Source organism: Sulfurisphaera javensis, from assembly GCF_041154675.1.
Classification (GTDB): domain Archaea; phylum Thermoproteota; class Thermoprotei_A; order Sulfolobales; family Sulfolobaceae; genus Sulfurisphaera; species Sulfurisphaera javensis.
Map to the genome: position 1 here is coordinate 2,436,050 of NZ_AP031322.1, position 24,847 is coordinate 2,460,896.

Genomic DNA, 24,847 nt, shown 5'->3' on the forward strand with positions numbered 1-24,847 from the left:
CAATGGCGAATGAGAGAAAAAATAAAGAGATAGCAGAGTCCCTTATTGAATATTATAACTACTTAAAACTATGTAATCTAACAAATACTAAAAAAGATCTGGAAGGACTAAGAGAATTATCAAAATATATTCCTAAGGAAAGATATAATCTGGAAAAGGTAGACGATCTTCTAAGATTAATTTTCCTACTATCAAATCCATTAAGATAGGATGATTGGAAATTTATTATGAAAGAGAAAATACCTCGAAAGCACAAAAAACGTAAAAATAGCATAGGATAACTTATTCTTGATTTATATAATAGTGAAAATTATAGAAAGATATACGAACTCGGACTATAAAAGGCTAGAGTGTATATCAATTGAATATTTTCGCTTTCTATATAATTTCGATTAAGAGAAGTATATGGACTTTCAAATATTCAACACACTAAATATCTAGCAAGTCTGATAAGACTTTGCTCCATTCTCACGTAATCAAACAGTTAGTGATCTTTGCTCATTCACTTCTGATTAATCCTGTTTCCACATTTACTAACTTGTTGTAGAATTGCATTAGCTAAGACTTTTACATTTCTTAAAATAATTAGCATATTCATTTATTAAGTAATTAGAATCAATTTCCTTTCCTCTGACTTCATTCTCTAGTTCTCTAAATACATCAAAAACCTTCTTACAGTACTCCTTTTTTTCTAATAAGCATATAACATTAATTCTATTATTCTCGTAATCGATAAAAACCCTTGATATCCAATTATAATCTTTCTTTCCACTGCCTAAAACTCTTCTTAAACTATCACTCTCTAATCTACACCTAATTAATGACTTTAAATACCATAAAGTCCTTACTACATCCTCCTTCTTTATGACAATGTTAAAACTTTTAGTTGAGTACTCATTTGGATTTATAGTATAATCTTCTCTCCTTATGTAAACTTCTCTCTTTCTAGATCTAGGCAAGGTGCAACAACCCCAGTACCACTTTTTAAATAAAATGAAATCACATCATCCTCAGGAAAATCTTTAACCCCTACTTGGTCATAATAACTACCTAATGAGAGTTTACTTGGTGAAAAGGAAACTAAATATAATTTATCATTTAAATGTAATTTACTAACCTCATATGGCTTAAATTTCTTATCATTCATGTCAAAGTAATATACTTGACTTGGTGGAGTCATATAATTCATATTTGCAAATCTTTGGATCTCTATCCTAACTTCCTTTGCTTCTCTCAACAAACTCATAACCCCATCATAATTCGTTAGAATATTATATACACACAAATTATTTATAGTCTTAGGCTCTATTTTTGCTACATCATCGATATAACTAAAAGTAAAATTATTTCCGAGAAATAGTAGATATTTGTTCAACTCAGCTATATCAACAGTATCATCTGCAATAATATAACCCTTGTAAATAGAGTAATTAAGACCCTTCTCAGCATATCTCTTTATAATGAAAGGTTCAGTTTCATTAATTACTCTGTTATTTTTAATTCTAGAATTAGTTATCTTAAACTTGTTGACGAGTTCAAAATTAGAAAACATAACGTTACCTTCAAGCTTTGTCTTATTTAGAAAAATACCATAAGCAATACTACCAGCTATTGTAGTAGAGGGTATAATCTCCTTATCGTACCAGCCATAAACTCTAAGAGTCGCTGAATAAAGATTCACAAGATAATAGAATTAATAGTTATTTATTATTTTTGTGTTTTCTCTACCATTAGCATACATTTACAAAGCCTTCTCCCTCACGTTATTTTTGTGTTTTCTCCAAAAAAGTGATTAAACAGTGGAAATATGTGTAGCGATAAAAAACAATCTCAAATTAGTTTTCTCCAAAAAAGTGATTAAACCACAAAGCAACAGTATTTTCTGACACGACTTTGTCTCCTAGCTCTACACAAACAACCACAAAGCAATAGTATTTTCTAACTTCCGTCCTTGATACTCCCAAAATCAATTTATGAAAAAATATTGCTAAGACTTTATTTTATGTTGGCAGTAAGGAATACAAATTTGTGGGAGAGTAGAATTGGGGATATAGTCATTTTCATAGTAAATGCAACGTCATCCATAATTAAGGTCGTATGATTGAAATTTATCCGTTGCATTCTCAATGAAAATGACTATAATACATGATAACCCTACCCTCCAACGAATTCACAGCGTTAGAGGCGATAGCATGTAATGTTGTTGAAGACTGTTCCACATAAGTGTTGAGTTCAATTTATCTCTGATCTTACCAAGATGTGGATTACAAATTCCTGAAGAGTGAGAGAAAAACATAAGATATAAGTTTTATAAGTGGTTTATCTCAAGGAAAGTAAGAACATTTTAATGATCTACCATGCCGAGACAAGCAGAGTAAGAAGGATGAATACGCACTTAAATCTGTGCTCAATAATGATGCAGAGTAAGAAGGATGAGCGGACTAATCCACGACTTCAGCAAGCTCCAAGAGTTAGATGAGAACCAACTTTTCAATCTTTTACCACAACACTTTGCTTTCTGGCTTATCTTCTGAGTCTCCTATTACTATTCTTTGTTTAAATTGATTTTCAGTTATTGGGACTATAAGAACAAAAAACCTCTCCCCTCCTTTTCTTTTTCTACTAATTAACTTAATTCCAGCCTCAACATCTTTCAACCTTGCTAAGTTCAACTCACTATACTGTATTCTATGCAATCCTTTCTTTTTTAAGAAATTTGCAACATCATTCATCTGTAATATCATAAAAAACAAGGTAAAGCATGAGATAAATTAGAAGAACAGTATAAAAATTTTCTGTAGTCGAAAGATGTAGAGACTGTGAGAGAGAAATTAGCGTTTCTGCTGTAATCTAAACAATATGGAAGCCAGCTATGTTCCTTTTCTTTCCCAAGCTGAATCAAAACGATATGAGAGCAGTTCGTACTGTTTATGCAATTTCCTTGAATACCATCCTTCAGAATGATGAGCAATTCGTAATCCTTAGTCAAATTAGGAAGTAGTGGTGATGGAAAACTACCTCAGCTTAAATCCCAATTATGCATATCTAATTTTCGCTTAACGTCTGTTTTTGCTGTAACTCCATGTAAAAAAGGGAAGAAAACACATTTAGTAACACAAGTAAAAGGATAAATTAATTAAAGAAAAAATAAAAGAAAATTCTATAGATTAATTATAATTAATTTGTAAACAACTATGAGAAACGATAAAAAGAGAAAATTAGATTATTCTATTATAGCCATCGTTCTAAATATTTTTTATTCTTACGACGTTGGCTTTTTTATGTTTAAGGTCGTACATATAAGTCCCTTTAAAAGATATTTGATCGTAATTTTGAACAGTGAGTAAAAAGTCAGGAGATATGATTAACATGTTTTATCGAAACATTACGAAAACATAACTATTAATTAAATCTTTACACTACGTCATTTTCCGATTTTATCGAGGGATTTAAAAGTGTGAAATTCCTAATCTCAATGTGACCGATACGAGATCAAAAAGAAAAATTGAACGTTTATAAATTCAATTTTTCTTTCAATTCTTGAAAGGAACAATGCGACCAAAAAACATCAAAAAAATTACTAGGAAAAAAGGTCGCAAGATAAGTTTACGGAGATAATGTAAACTTAAATACTAGAAAGGAGTAGAATAAGATAAGAAGTATAAAAACACATAAGATGAATCCCAAAAGGAATTGAAAGTTTGTTCTTCTGTTGCTGTGAAGGGTATTTTCCTACCCCTCGATGAATCCCAAAAGGAATTGAAAGTCGTTTTCGATAATCTGACCGTCATTGGTCTCTAAGTTAAGATGAATCCCAAAAGGAATTGAAAGTTTAGTAAGAGTTGTTCGCACACAATTAGATTTAAATAAAAGATGAATCCCAAAAGGAATTGAAAGGTTTTTGATGAAGCACCAAGGTACCACCTCTCATAGCCCGATGAATCCCAAAAGGAATTGAAAGCCAATTGTTGCACAACAACTGGGTATTTCTCCAACAAGTTGATGAATCCCAAAAGGAATTGAAAGTTAATATTTGTTCTTCTACCAGCTCAGCAAACTTATTCGATGAATCCCAAAAGGAATTGAAAGGTTTACAAACTTCAGCACTTGATAAAGAATATGTTAGAGTGATGAATCCCAAAAGGAATTGAAAGTTTAGAGGAATTCTAAAGGACAGCTTTACGGTATTTTTCCATGATGAATCCCAAAAGGAATTGAAAGTTGCTTCTCCCTTTATTGTTTATTCCCTTTAAGATATTTTGATGAATCCCAAAAGGAATTGAAAGCTATTATCTGAAAACTGGTGAAGCAAAGATCGGTCTTGGATGAATCCCAAAAGGAATTGAAAGCTCCATTCTCGTAAACTGTTAATTTTGTACATTCAAGCCGATGAATCCCAAAAGGAATTGAAAGTTGTATAGACTGCTGAAATTAGTGCATATCCTCCTTGGGATGAATCCCAAAAGGAATTGAAAGTGATAGATATTTATGAGTCCTGACATAGCTATCACTTGGGATGAATCCCAAAAGGAATTGAAAGGAAGAATTCAACCAATTCTTCCTTTTTTACGGTTTGGATGATGAATCCCAAAAGGAATTGAAAGGATAATAATGAAAATACTACAGTATGAGAAACAACTAAGGATGAATCCCAAAAGGAATTGAAAGATCCATATCCTTAATTACGACATATTTTATGTCTGAATTGATGAATCCCAAAAGGAATTGAAAGTGAACAACTATAGATAAACCTAGCGTTTCATTTATACAATTCGGATGAATCCCAAAAGGAATTGAAAGTCTTGTTTATACCACCACGGACATGCTGATCGAATGCCTTGATGAATCCCAAAAGGAATTGAAAGGACACAATTAATATAACAAATAATAAAAAAATAAAAAATAGATGAATCCCAAAAGGAATTGAAAGAGTTTATAGACTGTCGTAGGATTCTTAGTAATAGCCTCAAGATGAATCCCAAAAGGAATTGAAAGATCTCTATTGCTATTGTCTTCTCATAATCCAACGTTAGAGATGAATCCCAAAAGGAATTGAAAGTGTGAAAATTGCAGTTCCCATCCGAAAAGCTCCGTCTCTTGATGAATCCCAAAAGGAATTGAAAGTTGCAACTGTGGTCACGGCAGATCTAAAGAAAGAGAAAATAGATGAATCCCAAAAGGAATTGAAAGAAAAATACAAAAACACCACTAAGATGATTACTTATGAGCGATGAATCCCAAAAGGAATTGAAAGTTAATACTTCTACAGTAATCTCGCCGTCGACGCTATCAGATGAATCCCAAAAGGAATTGAAAGTTTATAAAAAGATAAATCAAATTTTTTCTTCTGTCATAATGATGAATCCCAAAAGGAATTGAAAGGTGATAATAAATGGTATATCTGGTTACTTAAATTCTGGAGATGAATCCCAAAAGGAATTGAAAGTTTCTGAAAAAGAAGATAGGCGGAGAAGTTATAGACTTTCGATGAATCCCAAAAGGAATTGAAAGAACAGGCATTCTTGCTCACCATTATCTGATACAGAATGTGATGAATCCCAAAAGGAATTGAAAGTTATAAAGGCTTTTCACACTCTCTAACGTATTTTGTCTTGGATGAATCCCAAAAGGAATTGAAAGTCACTAACTCCTCTGCCTCTCCTTCTACCTCTACGATATGATGAATCCCAAAAGGAATTGAAAGCTTTCACACCTAATGCCAGATACGTCATAATGTAATACGATGAATCCCAAAAGGAATTGAAAGCTAATTTCTTCTCTGCTCAGATTATAGAACTTTATAGTGATGAATCCCAAAAGGAATTGAAAGTAATCTACTGTAAGTAAATTTGTATAAATAGTATATTCTACTGATGAATCCCACAAGGAATTGAGAGTGGATAATGATATCGTTAAAGAATACGTAAATTCTCTGCCGACGACTCTTAAAATTTAAGCTGAAAAGACGTTGAATAACTATTCCTATTAATAGGAGTTTTAACTTAGCTTAGTATTACCTTTAATACTTATATAACTCTTTTTTGTATAAATACATGATATGTTCTTTACGTTTTCTGACATTTTACTTTTGTCAAAGAGGATTAAGAAAATGCCGAGGGCTATTGATGAGGAGTTGAGAGGTTGGAATTGGCATGAACCACCCCTTTATTCACCTTCTTTATCTCAAGTTTCGGTTTCTGAGTTAATTTATTGCTCGACTTTGAGAAGTTTGTATTTAAAATCTCGTGGTGTTAAGGGTGAGATTAATAAGAGTATTGTTCAAGGTTCTTTAATTCACAAGGTTTATGCTACGGCTATCGAAACTGTTAAGCGTTTGATTTATACTAAAGCTGATGATGGTAATACTTTGAGAACTTTAATGGCTGATGAGTTTTACTCTCTTCAAGTTTCTGAGGAGGAAGCTCCTTATGCTAAGGTTTTGTGGGATTATATCACAAATATTTACTCATCTGAGCTTGATAAAGTAAGGAGTAAGTTCTCTAATCTTCTTAGGGATGCAATTGTCTCTCAAGTAGTCCCTTTCTACGTGGAATTTCCTATAGATGGTTCTTTTTTAGGTTTAGGTAATTTGAGGGTTGATGCTTTTGTCCCTCATTTGCCTTTGATTGCTGAGATGAAGACTGGAAAATATAGATATACTCATGAGTTGGCTTTAGCTGGCTATGCTTTAGCTATTGAAAGTCAATACGAGATACCTATTGACTTTGGTTATCTTTGTTATGTTAACGTTTCTGAGAAAGATGTTAAGAATAACTGTAAGCTAATTCCAATTACAGATTCTTTAAGGAGTGAATTTCTAGATTTGAGAGATAAAGGACAAGAGGTTTTAGATAAAGGGATTGATCCTGGAATTGCTAAGGATTGTGAGAAAGACTGTATATTTTACAAGGTTTGTCACGGGTGATATTCACGATCTCTGGGATTACAATAAAGCACTTTGCTTATTGTCCTCAGATTGTTAGGCTTGAAAGTTTGGGTTTTAGTGAGAGGGTTACTGAAGCTATGAAGGAGGGGGAGGTTGTTGAAGAGGAAAAGGTAGTTAATTTTCTTTACGCTACTTTAAAGCCTTTGAATATAGTTAAAAAACCTATTTTCAAGTACAAGGATCTTGTTGGTTCGCCAGATTACTTGTTAACCTTTATAAATTATGTTGTTCCTTTAGATGTTAAAAGTGGAAGGAAAAGGAATGATCACATTCTTCAAATGAAGTATTATCTTTATTTATTAGACCTTAAAGGATTCAGGGTTAAGGAGGGACTTATTTATTATGTTTCTCTAAAAGAGATTTTAAGAGTGAGATATAGTTTTCACGATAGGAAATATATTGAAGATATTGTAAGAAAGATTAAGGATGCAATGAAGGGTAAAGTTAAGGTTGTTCAAGATGCTAGGAAATGTTATAATTGTGGGTTTTTCTCAGTTTGTAAACCGTTAATTAGAGGTAATATTGCTGTAATAAATTATGGCGTTACGTAAGTACTTCATTTAATTCCTCTTTACGCTAATTCTCTTAGTTTAACTCGTTGCATAACTACTCATTATTTCATCAACTACTAATTATCTCAATCCATGATCCGGTATTATTTTTTATTCCCAAATTAGATAGTAAATTCATGGTAAAGCTTGTTGCTACTTTAGGCAAATCACCTGGAGGAATAGCTGAAACTATTTTGAACCTTTCTTCTGGTAAGTACGTTTCCCCATTTGAACCTAAGGAGATTAAAATTGAAAAGTTAATCGTAATAAGAACTAAGGAAGTTGAAGATGCTTATTACACTCTTAAGGCTATTCTATTTTGCTGTTTAGATTTTACTAACGTTGAGGAGGTTGTTTTACCTTTTAATGACATTACTTCTCCTCAAGATTTCATTACTGTAAGAGAGACTGTTAGAAAAGCATTGAAGGCTGGTGATTTTTTTGATTTCACTGGAGGAAGAAAAGCGATAAGTTCTGCTGGAGTTTTATCTGCTAGAGATGTTGGAGCTCATCTAGTTACTTCTATAATAGATCAAGATGAGTATGTGAAGATGAATAAAAGGTTTGAAGAATTAAAAGATAGAGCTTTAAACGTTTATAATAAAGGCCAATGCCTTAGTTACTTCTGTGATTTAATTTCTTCAAGAGCTTTAACAGTAGTATTTTTCTAAAGAGTCAAGCTCATTTACTCAAATTGTGTTAACAATAAAATAACTCTCATTTTGGAACTTATTCTGGTGTGTTGCCGATCGAATTCTATCTTTTTCAATTCCTTTTGGGATTCATCAATATGTTTCAAAAACATATGGCAAAATAATAAGGGAAGTCTTTCAATTCCTTTTGGGATTCATCTGATGTGTTTTTATACTTCTTGTCTTATTTTTCTCCTTTCTAGTATTTAAGTTTACGTTTTCCTCGTTTTGATATCTTGCGACCATTTTTCCTAGTAATTAAATTGAGGTTTTTTGGTCGCATGGTTCCTTTCAAGAATTGAAAGTAAATTTTAATTTATAAACGTTCAATTTTACATAACGATCTGGGAATGGTCGCATTGAGAATAGTATTTTCACATTTTTAAACTTCATTTAAAGATTAAACTTCCCCTATCATAAACTACAAATTTTACGTACATTAACTCGTCTTGATACGATAAAAATCTTCTAACCGAACACGTAGTTAACTGTAACATTTTCATTTTTAGGTCACCGTTATCTTTTTAAAAAGACTTATAAACACGAATTTTTTGTAAAATTTTCACACCATGAAAATAAAAAGTTTACACCACGGATAAAAAACTAGATAAAATATTATTTTAAACCCTCTTATTTTATTTATTAATTAGAATCTTTACAACTATTTGATAGTAAAATTTTCACATAAATTCATTTCTTTAAAAACCATGTTTAATACTGTAATTATCTCGTCTTAACATCTATGTTATTCACAATTATTTTATTGTTGCACAACAAAACCTAAAAACTTAAACTCTCTAGAACTATTACGTAAAGAAAATAATTGTGTCAGACAAAGAAATTACCATGTTTTTCTCATATTACACTTAATAAAACGTAGGATGAAAAGGACAAATTTTATGGCATTTATTAGATGTTTATGAAATAGAAAGTACTATTTAAAAAACGCGAAGTCGAGAGTGTGTCTATACTGTTTTAGGTATAAATTCAAGGCATTAAACTCTATGTAGAGACAGATGAAAATGCTTCTATGTGCTGAGGACTAAAAGTATATACGAAGTCATAGAAATAATTTATACCTTCATGACGACACATTATTTGAATGTTTCAGCTACTACCAATATTCTACTCGCATTGGTGACCTAAGGAGAGTATAAGGTTTCAGCTACTACAAAAGATTAATTAAGTGAACTTGCATTAGGAGTTAACTGACGTTTCTATCTCATCTTCGTTAAGTGATTAGTGCACCGTACCATCAAGGTAATACCATTTTTTCTATGGATAAGAAGGTTGCGTTTGTTAGCCATTATGGTTGTTATTTGAAGGTTGAGAAGGGATTAATTACATGTAGGTTAAAGGATGAAGTTAAGTGGTCTGTTTCACCAGCTGAATTAGGTTCAATAATTATTCTTGCTAAATGCTCAATTTCTTCGGAAGTTGTTAAGTTAGCTAATGAGTATGGCATAGATCTAGTATTCTTCGATAGGCATGAACCTTATGCAAAGCTAATTCCAGCTAAGTATGGTGGTTCTTTTAGGTTATGGTTAAAGCAGTTGTCTGCATGGAAGAAAAGGAAGGAGTACTTTGCAAAAATGTTTGTTCACGGTAAATTACATAATCAATGGGTTACCTTACGTTATTACGAAAGAAAATACGGTTATGATTTAAATTCCTCTAAGCTTGATGAACTTTCAAGAGAGGTTTTGCTAGTAAATACTGGTGAGGAGGCTATGCAAAAGGAGGCTGAAGGAGCTAAGGTTTATTGGAAGGGTGTGAAATTCCTTTTACCTAAATCCTTAGGATTTAAAGGTAGAAGAAAGAGGAGTGTGGAGAATATTGATCCGTTTAACAGAGCTTTAAACATTGGCTATGGAATGCTAAAGAGGATTGTCTGGGGAGCTATAATTTCAGTAGGGTTAAACCCTTACATAGGTTTTCTTCACAAGTTTAGGAGTGGTAGGCTTTTGATTTAATGGAAGAGTTCAGATCACCCTACGTTGATAGAAAACTTATTGGTTACGTTAGGGATAATCCTAACACTACATTGGATACGAAAGAAGTCTATACACTTTTTGCTGACATGAGGGAAGATGAAATATATACACAAGCAAGGAGATTAGCCAATTCAATTCTTGAGGGAGAAGAATACAGACCTTATTTAGCTAAATGACTTTCAGCTAATTCAGTTATAAACCATCTAAAATCGTATACTTGCCCAAATTGAACTGCGTGTACAAGTTGTAAATCAACTAAAATACATTAAGTGATTAACTATTGAATTGACATACCCCCTTCATACACTGTTTACTTAAGCTTTGATGTTCACCTAACTGGAGAAATTGCCTTTAAAAGTAATGTGAAGAATAACGTAAATTCTTAAATCATCGTAGATGTAAAATCCCGAATATCGAGGGAATAGCAGTTTCCTCGTGTAAAGAGAGATTGAGTTCCTTGCAGAAGAATGATTAGATAATCATAAATTCAAGGGGTCAAGAGTGAACACATGAGGCTTAAGCTTGTATTAATGTAACTCTATATTTGTAGCATTTCCATTTAGCAAGCAATTTTTATTTAGTATAGTCTCTTAGAATTATTTTTTATAGAAAAAGAGAGTTTCTAAACTTTGTTGTGCAATAATAGAATTTTTTCTGGTAACATAGTTTTTATAACGAAGAAAATCTAGTTTTAAAATTCTTTTTTAAAGAAACAAAAATGTTTAATTATTTCACTTAAAGATTATGATCACAATTCTGGTTAAACAAATTATTATTCTAGTATTGTAAAAGGAAATTTGATAGCTTTTTCACGTGGTGTAAACTTTTTATTTTCACGGTTTGAAAATTTTACAAAAAATTCGTGTTTATAAGTCTTTTTAAAAAGATAACGGTGACCTAAAAATGAAAATGTTACAGTTAACTACGTGTTCGGTTAGAAGATTTTTATCGTATCAAGACGAGTTAATGTACGTAAAATTTGTAGTTTATGATAGGGGAAGTTTAATCTTTAAATGAAGTTTAAAAATGTGAAAATACTATTCTCAATGCGACCATTCCCAGATCGTTATGTAAAATTGAACGTTTATAAATTAAAATTTACTTTCAATTCTTGAAAGGAACCATGCGACCAAAAAACCTCAATTTAATTACTAGGAAAAATGGTCGCAAGATATCAAAACGAGGAAAACGTAAACTTAAATACTAGAAAGGAGAAAAATAAGACAAGAAGTATAAAAACACATCAGATGAATCCCAAAAGGAATTGAAAGTGGCATTGTTGATCTTATCATTCACAAGGACAATGATTGATGAATCCCAAAAGGAATTGAAAGGGTTCTTCTTTTTTAATAGTAACTTCTTCAGCTTTCTTGATGAATCCCAAAAGGAATTGAAAGTCATCGGTAAATCCTAATTTTTCTAGATAATCTAGAAATTGATGAATCCCAAAAGGAATTGAAAGAGTCGAGGACCGGTGGCCCGGCGAGACCCGGGCCATGGGGGATGAATCCCAAAAGGAATTGAAAGTATTTATCGTCTTTTCCTATAAATTTGGAATATCTGATGAATCCCAAAAGGAATTGAAAGTTTTCAACATATTACATTACTATTGCACCAAATCAAACTAGATGAATCCCAAAAGGAATTGAAAGAAAATATATATGCCGTGCTTTCCACCGTTACTTAACTTATGATGAATCCCAAAAGGAATTGAAAGATAGGCTTACATTCTAACTGTTCATATCTTATAAGGGCGATGAATCCCAAAAGGAATTGAAAGTTCTACGGTATATTGGAAATGCATAATAAGGTCTACGCAAGATGAATCCCAAAAGGAATTGAAAGCTTTTTTCTTCGCATAATTAGGGGCTTATCGGGTAATACCATATCGATGAATCCCAAAAGGAATTGAAAGCTTAATTTTACACCTACTTCCATCAAACCGCCCTTTCTGATGAATCCCAAAAGGAATTGAAAGTGAATCTTACTATCACGTAGAGATGGATGAAGAGACTCATGATGAATCCCAAAAGGAATTGAAAGTAATAGTTATGTTGTAACATAGGCTGAATAATTGGATCTACGATGAATCCCAAAAGGAATTGAAAGCTATTCTTCTTGCTTAAACGGATCACCATTGAAACGATAAGATGAATCCCAAAAGGAATTGAAAGCTTCTATACTGTGTTCCGTTGTTACTTCTTTCTTCATAAGATGAATCCCAAAAGGAATTGAAAGAGATTATCAGAAACTATTATACCCAAAGGTTGAGTAAAGATGAATCCCAAAAGGAATTGAAAGCATCAATAGAACTCAAGCCAGAATATTACGAACAACAACAAAGCGAGGATGAATCCCAAAAGGAATTGAAAGTTTGTCGGGGGTCCGGGGTAAGTCGTCATATTGTTGGGGATGAATCCCAAAAGGAATTGAAAGATAAAACCTGCTGCAGTTCCTATTCTTATTACTTTTCCATCAGATGAATCCCAAAAGGAATTGAAAGTTTTCATTTGGAGTAGTTGCTGGTACAATGGTAGTGGGAGATGAATCCCAAAAGGAATTGAAAGACATCTTCAAACCCCTGCACTTCTTCAATCTCATAGTCTGATGAATCCCAAAAGGAATTGAAAGGTAATAGTGATTTGTCATACATAATAAAACATGCGATTGAGATGAATCCCAAAAGGAATTGAAAGGCAATTGCGATGATTGGGTTAAAAACTTCCATATCAACTAGATGAATCCCAAAAGGAATTGAAAGATCTTCTGGTACAATTATCTTCTTAAGACGTATCATAGATGAATCCCAAAAGGAATTGAAAGATTATATCGTCAGTAACATAAAAATAATCAATACCATAGAGATGAATCCCAAAAGGAATTGAAAGTTTGATTAACAATATGCTCATACACTCTAGCTAGCTTTAGATGAATCCCAAAAGGAATTGAAAGCACTTTACGTAACGACACTTGATAAATACATAAGAACGTAGATGAATCCCAAAAGGAATTAAAAGGAAACAGTAGTTACAATAGATATCTGTGGTCAGATAGAGTCCGATGAATCCCAAAAGGAATTGAAAGAGATAATCGTATGCTGATTTACAATAATATGCAATTCCTACGATGAATCCCAAAAGGAATTGAAAGTAAGTGATTATGTAAGTACTTGTGTTAACTTTCTCTGGTGATGAATCCCAAAAGGAATTGAAAGGGCGACATTAATTTCATTAGTTCCTCTTTAGGTATTGATTGATGAATCCCAAAAGGAATTGAAAAGCATAAAAGTATATGTCGAACTTCCCATCAATGTAACCAAGATGAATCCAAAAAGAATTGAAAGCAATCTCTTCAGCAACAAAAGAAAAATTGAGAGAAAGAGAGATGAATCCAAAAAGAATTGAAAGACAATCTCTGTCATACTCCCACCATTCTCACATAATCGTCTGATGAATCCAAAAAGGAATTGAAAGTAGATACTCTCACGCAAACATAATTGTTCCCACTATATGATGAATCCAAAAAGGAATTGAAAGTGATAAGTAGCAACAATTATTATGCTTGCTTCATTTTCCTGATGAATCCAAAAAGGAATTGAAAGTAGAATATGAGACAACAATTGGTCTAGAAATTTAGAAAAGATGAATCCAAAAAGGAATTGAAAGATTTTGAGGTTGTTCCTGAAGAGTTTGTTGTTCTTCATTTAGATGAATCCAAAAAGGAATTGAAAGTCTTCGACGTGTATTTGGTACAGTTCCACGTCAAATACTTGATGAATCCAAAAAGGAATTGAAAGGTTGTAGTATATTCGTGATTATACCTACGAGATAGTTATATGATGAATCCAAAAAGGAATTGAAAGTAAGAAAGCTTCTAAAATAGCCGAAGCGGTAGCAGTGATGAATCCCAAAAGGAATTGAAAGGATATTGAAAAGTCAGATATTTCTGAAAGGTTAAATTCCGATGAATCCCAAAAGGAATTGAAAGTGAATGGGATCGCATTTTAGCATGGCTAAATGCCTTCACTTATCGGGGATGAATCCCAAAAGGAATTGAAAGATTATTTTATCATCAGATACTACAGCAAATATATGCGGGATGAATCCCAAAAGGAATTGAAAGATATTTTTCTTGAACTTACTACTAAAAATCTCCCAATCCGTAATATCTTACGATCAATTGAAAGAATTTTCTTTGATTCTTATTCGTTCTCTCAGGAGATGCATTCTAAAAGGATTTTTGATTTTATCACAAAATCGAGTGATTGTAAATCCAATAACGAAAGAATTTTGGTAATAAATACATTTGGAAATTAAAATTCAACTTATCCAATGTTTTAGAACTAAATACGATAACATCATTTTTAGTGAGTGTGTACTGCAATTTTATTAAAAAGTTGAAAAACTATATTCTCTCCATAGAACATAAAAGAGGAAAAACGAGGTTATAAAAATAGAAGAAATTAAGCTATAATAATTCCTCTTTTGTAAAAACAAAATTGTTGGACACACTCTTTCCACAAAAACTTAAAAGAAGGAGAAATAAGTTATAATAAGGTATTAGATTAACATATTAACCACACAATTTGCATATGTACTACGTCTTTGTCATTTTCTACTTTATTATATCCTTCAATAGTTGTATTAATTGTGCTGAAACGTTGGCTGTAGTATTTGCATATAATTCAATTATTATACTGCCTCTTATAGCGATAATAGTGTTGTTATAAAGCAGGTAGTTAAATCCGTATATATAGCCACTGCTAGCATTTGGTATATATGGTGGACTTATTGTATAACCTATAACTACAATCTCGTTAACAAATAACGTTATATTCCCGTATTTGGTATTAATACCCTTTAAGGTTTCAAAATAAATGTTTGTGAAATTAAATGGATCATTACTACTTTTACTTTTCACGTAAGCAGTCCCATTGGCAAATATAAATTTACAGTAAGTTGTAGTGATATAGTTAACAGTACTTGAAGTTATAATTATACAGCCAGAGGAGTTTGGTAACATTCAGCATTTTACTTATTTTCTACTCCTAATTTTACCTAGTGATCGGTATGATCATGATTCTTGTGGGTGAAATTTTGCTTGCCATTTTGTCAACTGTCCTCTATTCAGATGCCTTGCCAGAAAGGAAGAAGACATTCCCAACTCCCTTCATAGTTGAGGTAGTTGTAGCTTTTTATCTTAAAAGGATAATAGACGGGATAATGAAACAAGAAGAAATGATCAAGTCTATTAACCCTAATTTTTATCAAATAGGGGAAGGGGAAATGCATTGTAAATCTGGGAAGGCTGAGATAATGTTACGTGCATCAACACAAGGAAAAATTGTTTCTGCAATTATTGAAGTTACTGCATTAAAAATTGAGCCAGATGTATTACGTCAAGGTACTAATGAAATTAAATTACATTTTGACAAAGAAGAAGTTCGTTCACTTAAGGGTAATCAGATGTATATAATTGAGCTTCACTTAGAGTCCGGAAGTACTGTATATACGATAGTTGAGTGTATCCTATTATACTTCCAGCACCACATTAAGGATAGTGAGTTAGTTTCGCCTTGAAATTAAACCGTATTTCTCGCTTTATGTCTACTTCAATTAACTTGATAAAAAGCTTAGATTCGTGTTCCTTTTAAAATGATTCATGTATCTAATACGAAAGCCTTTCTGGATTTAGATAGTATCCAAGTTTTTTTTGTGACATCATTCTTGCAGATAATGTTAAGACTTGATTAATTTTCAAGAAGAAACATTCATACGAGCGAAGTTATAATACCATATATACGCAGTTGCCCATATTACAACTCTTTTATCTACGAATTATCTAGTTATCGATACTTTCGGTTAACTCTCCCTCTCTATTACTATTATCTCACTTAAGCTTTATTATAGTCGTTAATGAATAAGTTTATTATGATATCTTTTGAAGAATTTAGAGCGTCAGGATACATCAACTGTTTTAAGAAATACTTAAAAACTTGGGACGAGGTTTCTATTCAATCCCTATCGTATTTAATATCTTATCTATCTGACGATGAAATAAAGGACTTAAGCATGTTCAAATATTCTGATGACGGTGTTGTGTATGAAGGAAAACCAGAAAACGTAGATGGTAATCTATGTGTTAAATATCTTGATAAGGTTAAAGATCTTGATCCCAAGTTGATAAGAGAACTAAGCAAAAAATTATTTAATTACACATTAGGTGAAAAGGTAGATTTTTCACCGGAAGAAAGGGAAATAATGAAAAAACTATCACACTCTAAAAGTTAGTTGAATGTTAAATTTTTCTTGAAAATATTTTGAAATATCATTTGCAGTATCCTTATCTGCAACTCCTATGCATACTTTATATCTCGGAGCTTGTGCCTTTACAATATATAAGTTTTCATTTGCACTAACTGACACTCTATCATTTTCTTTAATGTAAATATCATCTAGTGATGTTTCTATCTTATTAGCGCCAAATACAAATTTTCCTTTATATTCTCCAACTTTAGAGTAAATTTCATTACCGTAGTCTTCAATGATACTGTTAAACATTAATGCATCTTGATCAAATAACTGAGCTTTAAGATACTTCTTTCTCTTAATAATTGCCTCATATATTCTTCTCATCCCAATATCATCCCTATACTTCAATTCTTTTATTTTATTTAACACAAAATCGTCAGTGAATTCTATGAATTTTTCATGTTCAGTTATATGGTCTACTGTTATTTCTCCTATATCGATAAGTTTTGCAATAGCATATCCCATTATTTGATTATATATTTCTACTACACAATGATTATATACACTACTATACATATGAAATCTTCCTAAAATAAAGTGTTCAATGTCATCAACTGCTTTCTTTGGAAATACATATGCCGGTTTCTGAACATCTAATTCCATCACCTCAATTAACCTATCAACGTTAATAATCCCAAATTTAGCTCCAGAGTAGTATGAGTCCCTTTGTAAATAATCTAATCTATCTGTATCTATAGTTTTAGAATTAATTAGTAGTTTAGCTATTTTGTCTTCATCAGTGACAATTCTCCCTGTATATACATTTATCATAAGTTGAGCTAAATCATTCTCGCCCATAAAATTTTGCAAAACGTATACTCCAACCATCTCATGAAACTTTAATTGTGGTTTACCTTCAAAATTTTTACTTAATTTGTCAAAGAACTCCTTATATTTTTCACTGTTAATGAATTTCAAAAGATTAATCCCATATTCAAATGTATGTGAAAAGGGTAAATGACCTATATCATGATAAAGAGCCAATTTAGATATCTTATTAAAGTCTACGTCACTCTTTATTTTATCTCTTAGTTTTTGAGTTAAATGGAAAGTGCCAAGACTATGCTCGAATCTAGTATGTCGCATTGAGGGATAAACCATGAAAGCCATACCGTTTTGTGTAATGTAACGTAATCGTTGAAAGCATTCACGTTCAATTAGCTTCTCGTCAACTTGAATAGTTCCATGAATAACATCTCTTATTGACTTCACAAGATATTGTTCACTATTAAAAAACTTATAAAAGTTTTTACAACTGCTAATTTAACTCAGTAGTTAAACGTCAAGAGACAAGAATAGTAAAGGTGTTAAAATAGAAAATAATTTGGACCACGTTCTGATGAAACTCGATTATTTACTTAAAATCATAAAGAAGCTGTTGAAATTTACGCCATTGGTATTCCTTTTTGTTTACAAATTATTAAACACGTAAGAGAACGTAAAAACAATTTATTAACGTGATACACCCTTTGTCTCTATATGGAGATTAGTAATGCCTTGAATTTAATACTTTCATGACGACACTATGAGTGTGTCCAACAATTTTGTTTGTGGTAATACTCTTAATGAGATAGAAGTATTTCTTGAGAAGTAACTAAGTAATGATAATATATACAATTCTTTAGTACAAGACAAGATCATACTGAGTCATTAGCAATTCTGATTTATCTTTGAGGTTGTATTCAAAAACTTATTAGTTAATCGGACATACACGGAGTTAAAGAAAGAGGTCTCATTGCTAAGATAGGACGCGCGTTTAGTAAGAAACTTCAGTATCAATGTAACCTTAGGCGGGCTAAAGGGAATTCTAAACTTACCGAGGAAAGGCTAACAAGAGCTTGTTTAAGCCAATAAGATAAGTAAGGTTTGGAGAGTGATGTCAAAAAGTCTGTTAAGGATCAGATGAGGAGCGAAGAGAGGATTAAGACTCAAAAGAAAAACAAGGATAACGAGATGAGACTTATACAGTCTCACACTATTCCAGTACAAATGGAAAAAGATATAAAGCTTTATAACTTTAAGTAGTTTCGACATGGCTTGGAATGTGTCTCATGAGGATTTACTTAGGAATTTCTTCGCTGAGGAACTAAAACAAGAAGGAATTGATTATAAGGACATTAAGAAGTTTACTTATAAGGATGACCAAGGATTATATGGTGAAAAAGGTACTAAACACGAGGTTTACATAGTAGCTAAGAATAATAAGGTTTATTTGATTGAGGTAAAATCTCATGGTGAGATATTGACTGGTTTAATTTGAGGTGTAATGTTATCTCAAAAGTATTAAACCTCAAAGATCCTATAAAAATGTTCTTAGCTATCATTGTTGATAAGGAAGCAATAAAGAGGGCAGAAGAATTAGGAATTAAGCTAATTTACGGCGAGGTTAGAACAGAAAAATGCGTGATTTTAATATCGAGAGTTCTTAACCCTTCAATTTAGACTTAACATCCTATAGAGAGTGTTGGAAAACTTGTTCTCTTAATGGGAAAGTAATTATGAAAAACATGCGACACATTTCATCTTACTGTTTGGCAAGTATTTCAAATTTTTACCCGTACAAACAGTCTTTTGTCCCTACACTGTTTCTCAACAACGTACTAGCCATTTTGTTTCCTAATCCACGTCTTTCCTACTCTTATCCATTCCTTTCTTCTTTCTCTGTATATTTCTAGCACATTATTCCAAAATTCTTCATCTTTTTCTAGCACTTTTCCTTCTTCAATTATTTGTAAAATGAATGGGTCTGAAGAGTTGAGTTTCTTTAGGAACACCCTTGTATTCATAAACACAGCGTTTACAATCAAACATGTTAACAACTTTAAGGTAAAGATTGTTATCAACTTTTTTAGGATCTACTGGTATGTTGTCATCTACATAAAGAACGTCGTAATCGCTACTTTCAGTGTAATCTCCTCTAGCCCTAGACCCAAAAAGAATTATTAACCTTTATCTTCTTGTTATAAAAAACAAGAATTATCACTACAATACTTTCAGCACCAGAGAGGCATGAAATAGTAATTACACTTTGCTTTCTGGTTTTTCTTCAGCATCCCAGTTTACTGGTTTTTGGAACAAAGATCTACCCCTTCTTTCTGTTAATTTCAGTCTTTACTTAACCTTGAGAGTTTAATTCTCCTATAAACTGTCCCTTAGGGAGCTAAAAATATCACTGTAAGCATAAGAAAGCATGTATAAACACAATACAGATTTACGTTTTATGTGAAGCGAGGAAAAGGTTCTCTATTCATTCTGAGATTTTAACTTAGACAAAAAAGTGAGAACCGCGATAAGGACTGTGTTAATGAAAATGATTATGTCTGATTATAAATCCAGGTTTAAGTTAGCTGAAAGAGAAAACAATTTTTATCCTCCTCCTACTTACTTTTTGCAAGTGTAATATGATGAGGAAAAGTGATATTATTACTGTTACTATATTAAAGATAATAACGTGAGAAAGAAAGATTTAAATACCGTTTCAAGAGATCAAAATAGTGGGGATGAAGGAGATGATGAAATCCCGGCTAAGCTGACATTGATGAATGGCGTGGCATCTGACCCAGATCCCCTTCATCCCCATTTATATATTTTCATCTTAGTCTAAATAAACTTTTTCTTCACGTTGACTATGTCAATGTGTGGTCATGAAGGTATAAATGGGTCCTATAACTTTCGTATACACTTATTGTTTAACATACGTTTTCGTCTTGTCTTTACGTCGAGATCAATAACGCCTTGAATTTATACCTAGAAGACTACTCTATTAGTGTGCCCAACGATTTTGTTGAGGGATAAGATAAACTATTGTTGCTATTTTATAATTCAATTTTCAAGATATAAGAGTGTGTCCAACAATTTTGTTTTTACAAAAATTATTTAATAAATATGGATTAGAGGAATTATTATAGTTTAATTTCTTCTATTTTTATAACCCAATTTTTTCTTCTTTTAAGCTTTATGAAGAGAACATAGTTTTTCAACTTTTTATCGCAATAATAAAATTGTTAGACACACTCAGATATAAAGTAGCTACACTATAACGGAAATAAATAGGAGCTTGTAGATAATAGTTGGAAAACAATTTCGTGACTTTGAATATTAACTTACATTACGTCATAAAAAGATGAAAATAACACACTCATTTAGACACTCTCAACACTTCTTCATAGTATCTCTTTCCCTCTTTTAAGAAGTCAAAAATGTCTATTAAGACAGTCTTCTCCTCTCTTTTAACCGGTATTAACACTGATAATTCAATTCCCTCTTGTCTAGCTGATTTTATTCTCTGAATAACTGCTTCTAGGTCTATCAAAACTGGCAGAGGTTCCATAACAGCATAGATCTTTCTCGTGATGCTAGAGTACTTCTCTTTTAATTCCCATAGTTCATCACTTGGTAATTTCCCAATACTTGTTTTGGCATCATAAATTACGTTAGTAGAACTTACGTAAATATCTGGTCTTAATCCTTACGAACTTCCTCCTCAACATGTATATTAGCTGGGTCTATTTTCTCGTTTTCAATTAAATGCCTAATAGTAACAGCTTTTAACATTCTGTGAAGACCACTTTCCTCACTGCCCGGGACATCTAGTTTGTTATAATTTCCTTTTACCCATTGTAAACTCTCATTTAACATATCCTCATATCTAATCCTAACATTTGCTAAACCATCATAGAAGCTTTCAGTTATCATAAAACCAGAAATTAGATAAGTTAAAGTTTTTATTTCTGGTAAAGTAAGACTTTTTTCAACAATAGCTTTACTCTCTTGTTTAGTCTGAAACAATAATAATTGTTGATGGTTTTTATCCTATACGAATCTTGTAATTTTCATACAAACATTTTGGAATAACTAGTATAGTAAACTCATCTCCTACAAAACTAGAAATACTAGCATTGAAAATGTTATCGAAATCTGTATCTTTTACATCACATAAGTCGTCGTTCAGCAATATTATTCCGCCTTTGCTTATAATATTAACTAGTTGAGTATAGTTTGCCTTAGAGATTAGAGTTGGATTAAATGAATATCCCTTCATTAATGAGAACCTAACTGCTATTGCTAAAAGAGATTCTTCAATACCACGTTGGTTTCTCAATATATTCTTTCCATTTGTTTTCGCTCAAAGAATCTTTACTTTGATAATTACATCTTGACTACATAATACGTTACTATATTATTTTTACTCTATAAATTTTAAAGGAAAACAAGAATGTTGTAATTTAGTTATAGGCTTTTCTCATAAGTAACGTGAGTTACATAACATATTGTTAAAATACAAAACATTATTTTATTAATTCCCCGTTTAAATCTTTAAGACGTTGTTATACGTGATAATTCTGCTTTAAACTGCATCTTATGTATTTACTAATCAGAATAACTTTTCATAGTATGTTATCAAGTTACTCTCCTTTTGAATATAGAAAATTACGAATTAAAGAATTCAATATGTGATCATATAATGATAGTTACGACTTTCTTTTTTACTAACACTGATTTGAAAGAACATAGCAAGTGAAAATAAGAAACAAAATATATGGTTATTCCTAAAAGGACTTACTCCAACAAGCAAAACCTATGTTCTAATAAAAGGAAATTAGCCTTCAAGAGCTTTATTCCATGTAATTTAGCATATTAATAACATTAGGAATGTTTATCGCTAATAAAAGAGTTTACTGATTAGAACAACGTTATGAGCAGTACTGCTAGGAATACATTAAGCTATTGAAGGCTAAATAGCCCCTATTTATCATTTTATTATATCTCTCCTTCTTTTTATAATACGATGAATGTTGATTTAAGGCAAATAGGGGTTGTAAGATCAGTTAATGAAAAGGGAGAAGGAATAGTAGAGGTCTTTTCAGAGTATGTTGAAGGCTTAGAAGGAATAGAGGATTTTTCTCACATAATTCTTATAGCCTGGTTGCATAGAGTGACTGAAGAGCAGAGAAAGACGTTGAAGGTTAAACCAATGAGAATTCAACATTTACCAGAAGTTGGAGTGTTTTGTACTCACTCTCCTCATAGACCAAATCCTATTGCACTAAGCATAGTAAGACTGGTCAAGAGAAAAGGCAATCTTTTGCACGTTCAAGATCTAGACCTCTTTGTAGAAACACCGATATTGGATATTAAACCAGTCTCTCTTTCATTTTGCCCTAAGGATATTAAGGTACCAGAATGGGACAAGGAGTTGCAAAAATACAAAAAATGAGTTACACTCTGAATTTTTACACTTTATTAAGACTAATAGTAAGTAATTAAGAATTTTTCATGAAATGTTTCCGTAAGTGAATCTTAGGACTGTTATGAGCGAGAGAATGTCTAACACAAATAAGATAAACTTTTTCTATTTTCAAATCTTTATTCACGTTATATGCTGAGAACATGTTTTCCAACTCTTAATTATCGGACGCAGTTATAAGTGACTCGAAATCCTTTTTAAAGTGTTTTTTACTAGCATTTATGTGGAAATAATAAAAGGTCATTACAAGATAATCATTGATAACGATTTTCTTGTAGTGAGAAAAAGGGAGAGTTATACAAATATTTCTTACAAGATACCAATATCAGATACAGTAAGGATTTTCGGAAGAAGTTTGGAAGAGTTATTGCAACTCAATGACTCAGACTTTGACCAGGTGATAGGAAAAATTATTTATGATCTTGAAGTTTACGAAGTTGAAATACTTGTTGGGAACTTGAAGATTGAAGCGTTTCCAAAAGAAGATAAATTTAGGATCATAAATCTTTCCACCTCTAAGTCAACTGAATTAACTCTGAGAGATGAAATTAAGGCAAGAGATAAAAATACATATCTTGCATTAGCAATTATGTGGATTATTGACCACGTAAAGGTTTCATTTCAAGAACTCTTTTAAAGGATTAAACTCAGCTTTTTTCCCTATTTCAGCTTTAGCATAAACGCTTTCTTCCTCATCAAGCTTTATATATCCAATCCCTCTACTTTTCCCTTGCCCTATGAAATAGCCAACGTCCCTAAGGAACAACAAGGTATTTTTCCAAAGTTCATGTTCTCCCCTAACAATTGCTTTTACTTCAACTTTGTCAGTATAAACAATTTCCTCATTGAAGAGTGATCTTTCAAGGCTAGTCTTTTTCTTCCTATCAATGCTAACGTGAGGCCTAGTATAAACTTTTGCATTTTTTATCACACTATCGGAAAAAGTAACTAAACCAGCTTTTGATTTTCCTTCACTATCCATAAAGCCGTACAGTTCCTCCATGCTCTTTGTATTACTGCTTATCATTTCGCTAACTCTTCTGAACATTCCTTTCCATGATGTTGCTGGTATAATAAATGCTTCCCCATAGCTTAAAGCATATAGTGTGTTTTCTCCCTCAACTTTTACTCCAATTCTAAAGCCATAGGGAGTTAAGAAATAAAGTCTAAATAGGTAAGTTGTCATTCTCTCACCCTGTTTAATAAGTCAAACAAATCTTCAATCTTCAAGATGAAGTTTAATCCAGCTGGCCTTAAATCAACATTTATTTTCTCTACGTATATTAAGCTACCTTCTTTAAGCGTTTCAAAAACTGGTTTTTGCCCAGCATGAGTATTTAATGTAAACCAACCTGAGTACAAGGAAGTATCACCTATTGCTTGCTTCTTTCCCGCTATAATCTCTTTTCCAAAAAGTGATGTTACACAAGGGGAAAGGCAATAAGATAATCCTTTACCATCTGGGATTTCAATTTCTTTAACTTTTTCAATTACGATCGCTTTGTTACCTCTACTTCTTCCTCTTCCAACTCTTATTTCTTTTACAGTGTCTACAACTTCGCTAGGCTTAGCTATTGCCCACATTTCCCCAAGCTTTTTATATTCATAAGCAAACAACATTCCTCGTTCAGATGTCCCTATATTCTCTCCTTTTGAGACTGCAACATGTTGTAATATTACAGCCTCAGATCTATATGCTGTGTATTTATGATAATTGTCTTCTTTCCCAAGGTAGGTTATTAAGGCCCCAATTTTTGGTTTTAATTCTGGGTCATCAAGTTCCATAATGTCAATCATTTCTTTCCCTTTGTCTAACTCTTCACTTTTCTCTTTCAAAATTCCACGCTTTTCAATGAACGTTGATGCTTTTCTCTTTTCTGCTGGTGAAAAGTAATGAGCTGGGGCAGTGTTTATTGGATAAGCTGGTGAAACGAAGAAAGATTCATCAATCTTCCCTGTTTGGTGATAATACTCTGCTAGAATAGCTCCTCTCAATGTTGTTGATGGGATATAGTCAGCGACAGAGAAATAATAATTCTTTACTTTTCTCATTTGTGTAGTTGTATAACCATTTACTTTTAGTCTTAACAAGGCGTATGAACTCAC

22 protein-coding genes, 2 pseudogenes and 2 CRISPR repeat arrays are annotated in these 24,847 nt (G+C 32.1%); of the genes and pseudogenes, 12 read left to right on the forward strand and 12 right to left on the reverse strand.

Features of this window, described 5'->3' with window-relative positions:
- Positions 1-2 precede the first annotated feature (2 nt).
- Positions 3-209 (forward strand): hypothetical protein, encoded by a 207-nt coding sequence (locus ACAM25_RS13395; protein WP_369610197.1) that lies wholly within the window; start codon positions 3-5, stop codon positions 207-209.
- 345 nt (positions 210-554) lie between these two features.
- Here ACAM25_RS13395 and ACAM25_RS13400 read toward each other — a convergent pair whose 3' ends face one another.
- The 3 genes and pseudogenes from ACAM25_RS13400 to cas2 form a co-directional block, all read right to left on the reverse strand.
- Entirely contained in the window at positions 555-959 is a 405-nt protein-coding gene (locus ACAM25_RS13400; protein ID WP_369610198.1) for a hypothetical protein, read from the reverse strand.
- On the reverse strand, positions 926-1,681 hold the full coding sequence (locus ACAM25_RS13405; protein WP_369610199.1) for a hypothetical protein: 756 nt from the start codon (positions 1,679-1,681) through the stop codon (positions 926-928). The genes ACAM25_RS13400 and ACAM25_RS13405 overlap by 34 nt, the downstream gene beginning before the upstream one ends.
- An 817-nt stretch (positions 1,682-2,498) precedes the next feature.
- A pseudogene (gene cas2 / locus ACAM25_RS13410) lies at positions 2,499-2,763 on the reverse strand (CRISPR-associated endonuclease Cas2).
- A gap of 912 nt (positions 2,764-3,675) precedes the next feature.
- Positions 3,676-5,897: direct repeats of the CRISPR family, unit length 25 nt; unit sequence GATGAATCCCAAAAGGAATTGAAAG.
- A 212-nt stretch (positions 5,898-6,109) separates the two neighbouring features.
- Between cas2 and cas4a the strand changes: the two are divergent.
- The 4 genes and pseudogenes from cas4a (at position 6,110) to cas1 (ending at position 10,359) form a co-directional block, all read left to right on the forward strand.
- A complete protein-coding gene (gene cas4a, locus ACAM25_RS13415) occupies positions 6,110-6,925 on the forward strand; it encodes a type I-A CRISPR-associated protein Cas4/Csa1 (protein WP_369610200.1) in 816 nt (271 codons plus the stop codon).
- Positions 6,922-7,497: a CRISPR-associated protein Cas4 gene (gene cas4 / locus ACAM25_RS13420; protein ID WP_369610201.1), complete on the forward strand. Its 576-nt coding sequence runs from the start codon at positions 6,922-6,924 to the stop codon at positions 7,495-7,497. The genes cas4a and cas4 overlap by 4 nt, the downstream gene beginning before the upstream one ends.
- Positions 7,498-7,634: 137 nt before the next feature.
- Positions 7,635-8,168: a CRISPR-associated ring nuclease Crn1 gene (crn1, locus tag ACAM25_RS13425; RefSeq protein ID WP_369610202.1), complete on the forward strand. Its 534-nt coding sequence runs from the start codon at positions 7,635-7,637 to the stop codon at positions 8,166-8,168.
- A 1,298-nt stretch (positions 8,169-9,466) separates the two neighbouring features.
- Positions 9,467-10,359 (forward strand): annotated as a pseudogene (gene cas1, locus ACAM25_RS13430) (CRISPR-associated endonuclease Cas1).
- Positions 10,360-11,429: 1,070 nt separating this feature from the next.
- Positions 11,430-14,305: a CRISPR direct-repeat array (repeat unit 25 nt; unit sequence GATGAATCCCAAAAGGAATTGAAAG).
- Between the two features lie 492 nt (positions 14,306-14,797).
- Here the strand turns inward: cas1 and ACAM25_RS13435 are convergent.
- Positions 14,798-15,103, reverse strand: a complete 306-nt coding sequence (locus ACAM25_RS13435; protein ID WP_369610203.1) for a hypothetical protein — start codon at positions 15,101-15,103, stop codon at positions 14,798-14,800.
- A 149-nt stretch (positions 15,104-15,252) separates the two neighbouring features.
- On the opposite strand from ACAM25_RS13435, the gene ACAM25_RS13440 reads away from it, so the two are divergent.
- Positions 15,253-15,762 (forward strand): DUF973 family protein, encoded by a 510-nt coding sequence (locus ACAM25_RS13440; protein WP_369610204.1) that lies wholly within the window; start codon positions 15,253-15,255, stop codon positions 15,760-15,762.
- A gap of 351 nt (positions 15,763-16,113) precedes the next feature.
- On the forward strand, positions 16,114-16,473 hold the full coding sequence (locus ACAM25_RS13445; RefSeq protein ID WP_369610205.1) for a hypothetical protein: 360 nt from the start codon (positions 16,114-16,116) through the stop codon (positions 16,471-16,473).
- Here ACAM25_RS13445 and ACAM25_RS13450 read toward each other — a convergent pair.
- Positions 16,456-17,706, reverse strand: a complete 1,251-nt coding sequence (locus ACAM25_RS13450) for an HD domain-containing protein (RefSeq protein ID WP_369610206.1) — start codon at positions 17,704-17,706, stop codon at positions 16,456-16,458. The two genes, ACAM25_RS13445 and ACAM25_RS13450, sit on opposite strands and share 18 nt — an antisense overlap.
- A 654-nt stretch (positions 17,707-18,360) precedes the next feature.
- Between ACAM25_RS13450 and ACAM25_RS13455 the strand changes: the two genes are divergently transcribed.
- From ACAM25_RS13455 to ACAM25_RS13465, 3 genes are read left to right on the forward strand one after another with little or no spacing between them, the layout of a single operon-like run.
- Positions 18,361-18,519: a hypothetical protein gene (locus tag ACAM25_RS13455; RefSeq protein ID WP_369610207.1), complete on the forward strand. Its 159-nt coding sequence runs from the start codon at positions 18,361-18,363 to the stop codon at positions 18,517-18,519.
- 7 nt (positions 18,520-18,526) lie between these two features.
- The gene (locus ACAM25_RS13460) at positions 18,527-18,754 is read left to right on the forward strand and encodes a hypothetical protein (RefSeq protein WP_369610208.1); all 228 of its coding nucleotides are present in this window, start codon (positions 18,527-18,529) and stop codon (positions 18,752-18,754) included.
- Positions 18,751-18,936 (forward strand): hypothetical protein, encoded by a 186-nt coding sequence (locus ACAM25_RS13465; RefSeq protein WP_369610209.1) that lies wholly within the window; start codon positions 18,751-18,753, stop codon positions 18,934-18,936. The genes ACAM25_RS13460 and ACAM25_RS13465 overlap by 4 nt, the downstream gene beginning before the upstream one ends.
- Before the next feature lie 158 nt (positions 18,937-19,094).
- Here ACAM25_RS13465 and ACAM25_RS13470 read toward each other — a convergent pair whose 3' ends face one another.
- The 5 genes from ACAM25_RS13470 to ACAM25_RS13490 all read right to left on the reverse strand — a co-directional run bounded on the left by ACAM25_RS13470 (position 19,095) and on the right by ACAM25_RS13490 (position 21,595).
- On the reverse strand, positions 19,095-19,280 hold the full coding sequence (locus ACAM25_RS13470; RefSeq protein ID WP_369610210.1) for a hypothetical protein: 186 nt from the start codon (positions 19,278-19,280) through the stop codon (positions 19,095-19,097).
- Positions 19,216-19,437: a nucleotidyltransferase domain-containing protein gene (locus ACAM25_RS13475; RefSeq protein ID WP_369611697.1), complete on the reverse strand. Its 222-nt coding sequence runs from the start codon at positions 19,435-19,437 to the stop codon at positions 19,216-19,218. Before ACAM25_RS13475 ends, ACAM25_RS13470 begins: the two co-directional genes overlap by 65 nt.
- Positions 19,438-20,632: 1,195 nt before the next feature.
- Positions 20,633-20,824 (reverse strand): hypothetical protein, encoded by a 192-nt coding sequence (locus ACAM25_RS13480; protein WP_369610211.1) that lies wholly within the window; start codon positions 20,822-20,824, stop codon positions 20,633-20,635.
- A 131-nt stretch (positions 20,825-20,955) separates the two neighbouring features.
- Complete coding sequence (locus tag ACAM25_RS13485; RefSeq protein WP_369610212.1) at positions 20,956-21,282, reverse strand: hypothetical protein; 327 nt, start codon at positions 21,280-21,282, stop codon at positions 20,956-20,958.
- Between the two features lie 19 nt (positions 21,283-21,301).
- Positions 21,302-21,595 (reverse strand): hypothetical protein, encoded by a 294-nt coding sequence (locus tag ACAM25_RS13490; protein ID WP_369610213.1) that lies wholly within the window; start codon positions 21,593-21,595, stop codon positions 21,302-21,304.
- A gap of 687 nt (positions 21,596-22,282) precedes the next feature.
- Here ACAM25_RS13490 and tsaA point away from each other — a divergent pair.
- Both tsaA and ACAM25_RS13500 read left to right on the forward strand, forming a co-directional pair.
- Complete coding sequence (gene tsaA / locus ACAM25_RS13495; protein WP_369610214.1) at positions 22,283-22,711, forward strand: tRNA (N6-threonylcarbamoyladenosine(37)-N6)-methyltransferase TrmO; 429 nt, start codon at positions 22,283-22,285, stop codon at positions 22,709-22,711.
- A 253-nt stretch (positions 22,712-22,964) separates the two neighbouring features.
- On the forward strand, positions 22,965-23,378 hold the full coding sequence (locus tag ACAM25_RS13500; protein ID WP_369610215.1) for a hypothetical protein: 414 nt from the start codon (positions 22,965-22,967) through the stop codon (positions 23,376-23,378).
- Here ACAM25_RS13500 and ACAM25_RS13505 read toward each other — a convergent pair.
- Together ACAM25_RS13505 and ACAM25_RS13510 are read right to left on the reverse strand one after the other, a co-directional pair.
- Positions 23,358-23,927, reverse strand: a complete 570-nt coding sequence (locus ACAM25_RS13505) for an RAMP superfamily CRISPR-associated protein (protein WP_369610216.1) — start codon at positions 23,925-23,927, stop codon at positions 23,358-23,360. The two genes, ACAM25_RS13500 and ACAM25_RS13505, sit on opposite strands and share 21 nt — an antisense overlap.
- A complete protein-coding gene (locus ACAM25_RS13510) occupies positions 23,924-24,847 on the reverse strand; it encodes a hypothetical protein (protein WP_369610217.1) in 924 nt (307 codons plus the stop codon). Before ACAM25_RS13510 ends, ACAM25_RS13505 begins: the two co-directional genes overlap by 4 nt.

Bases quoted from the DNA above. Each gene is read 5' to 3' on its own strand.
- ACAM25_RS13440 (WP_369610204.1), top strand. From the start codon at position 15,253: ATGATCATGATTCTTGTGGGTGAAATTTTGCTTGCCATTTTGTCAACT.
- ACAM25_RS13480 (WP_369610211.1), bottom strand. From the start codon at position 20,824: ATGGAACCTCTGCCAGTTTTGATAGACCTAGAAGCAGTTATTCAGAGA.
- ACAM25_RS13470 (WP_369610210.1), bottom strand. From the start codon at position 19,280: ATGAATACAAGGGTGTTCCTAAAGAAACTCAACTCTTCAGACCCATTC.
- ACAM25_RS13395 (WP_369610197.1), top strand. From the start codon at position 3: ATGGCGAATGAGAGAAAAAATAAAGAGATAGCAGAGTCCCTTATTGAA.
- tsaA (WP_369610214.1), top strand. From the start codon at position 22,283: ATGAATGTTGATTTAAGGCAAATAGGGGTTGTAAGATCAGTTAATGAA.
- crn1 (WP_369610202.1), top strand. From the start codon at position 7,635: ATGGTAAAGCTTGTTGCTACTTTAGGCAAATCACCTGGAGGAATAGCT.
- ACAM25_RS13460 (WP_369610208.1), top strand. From the start codon at position 18,527: ATGGCTTGGAATGTGTCTCATGAGGATTTACTTAGGAATTTCTTCGCT.
- ACAM25_RS13505 (WP_369610216.1), bottom strand. From the start codon at position 23,927: ATGACAACTTACCTATTTAGACTTTATTTCTTAACTCCCTATGGCTTT.
- cas4a (WP_369610200.1), top strand. From the start codon at position 6,110: ATGCCGAGGGCTATTGATGAGGAGTTGAGAGGTTGGAATTGGCATGAA.
- ACAM25_RS13445 (WP_369610205.1), top strand. From the start codon at position 16,114: ATGATATCTTTTGAAGAATTTAGAGCGTCAGGATACATCAACTGTTTT.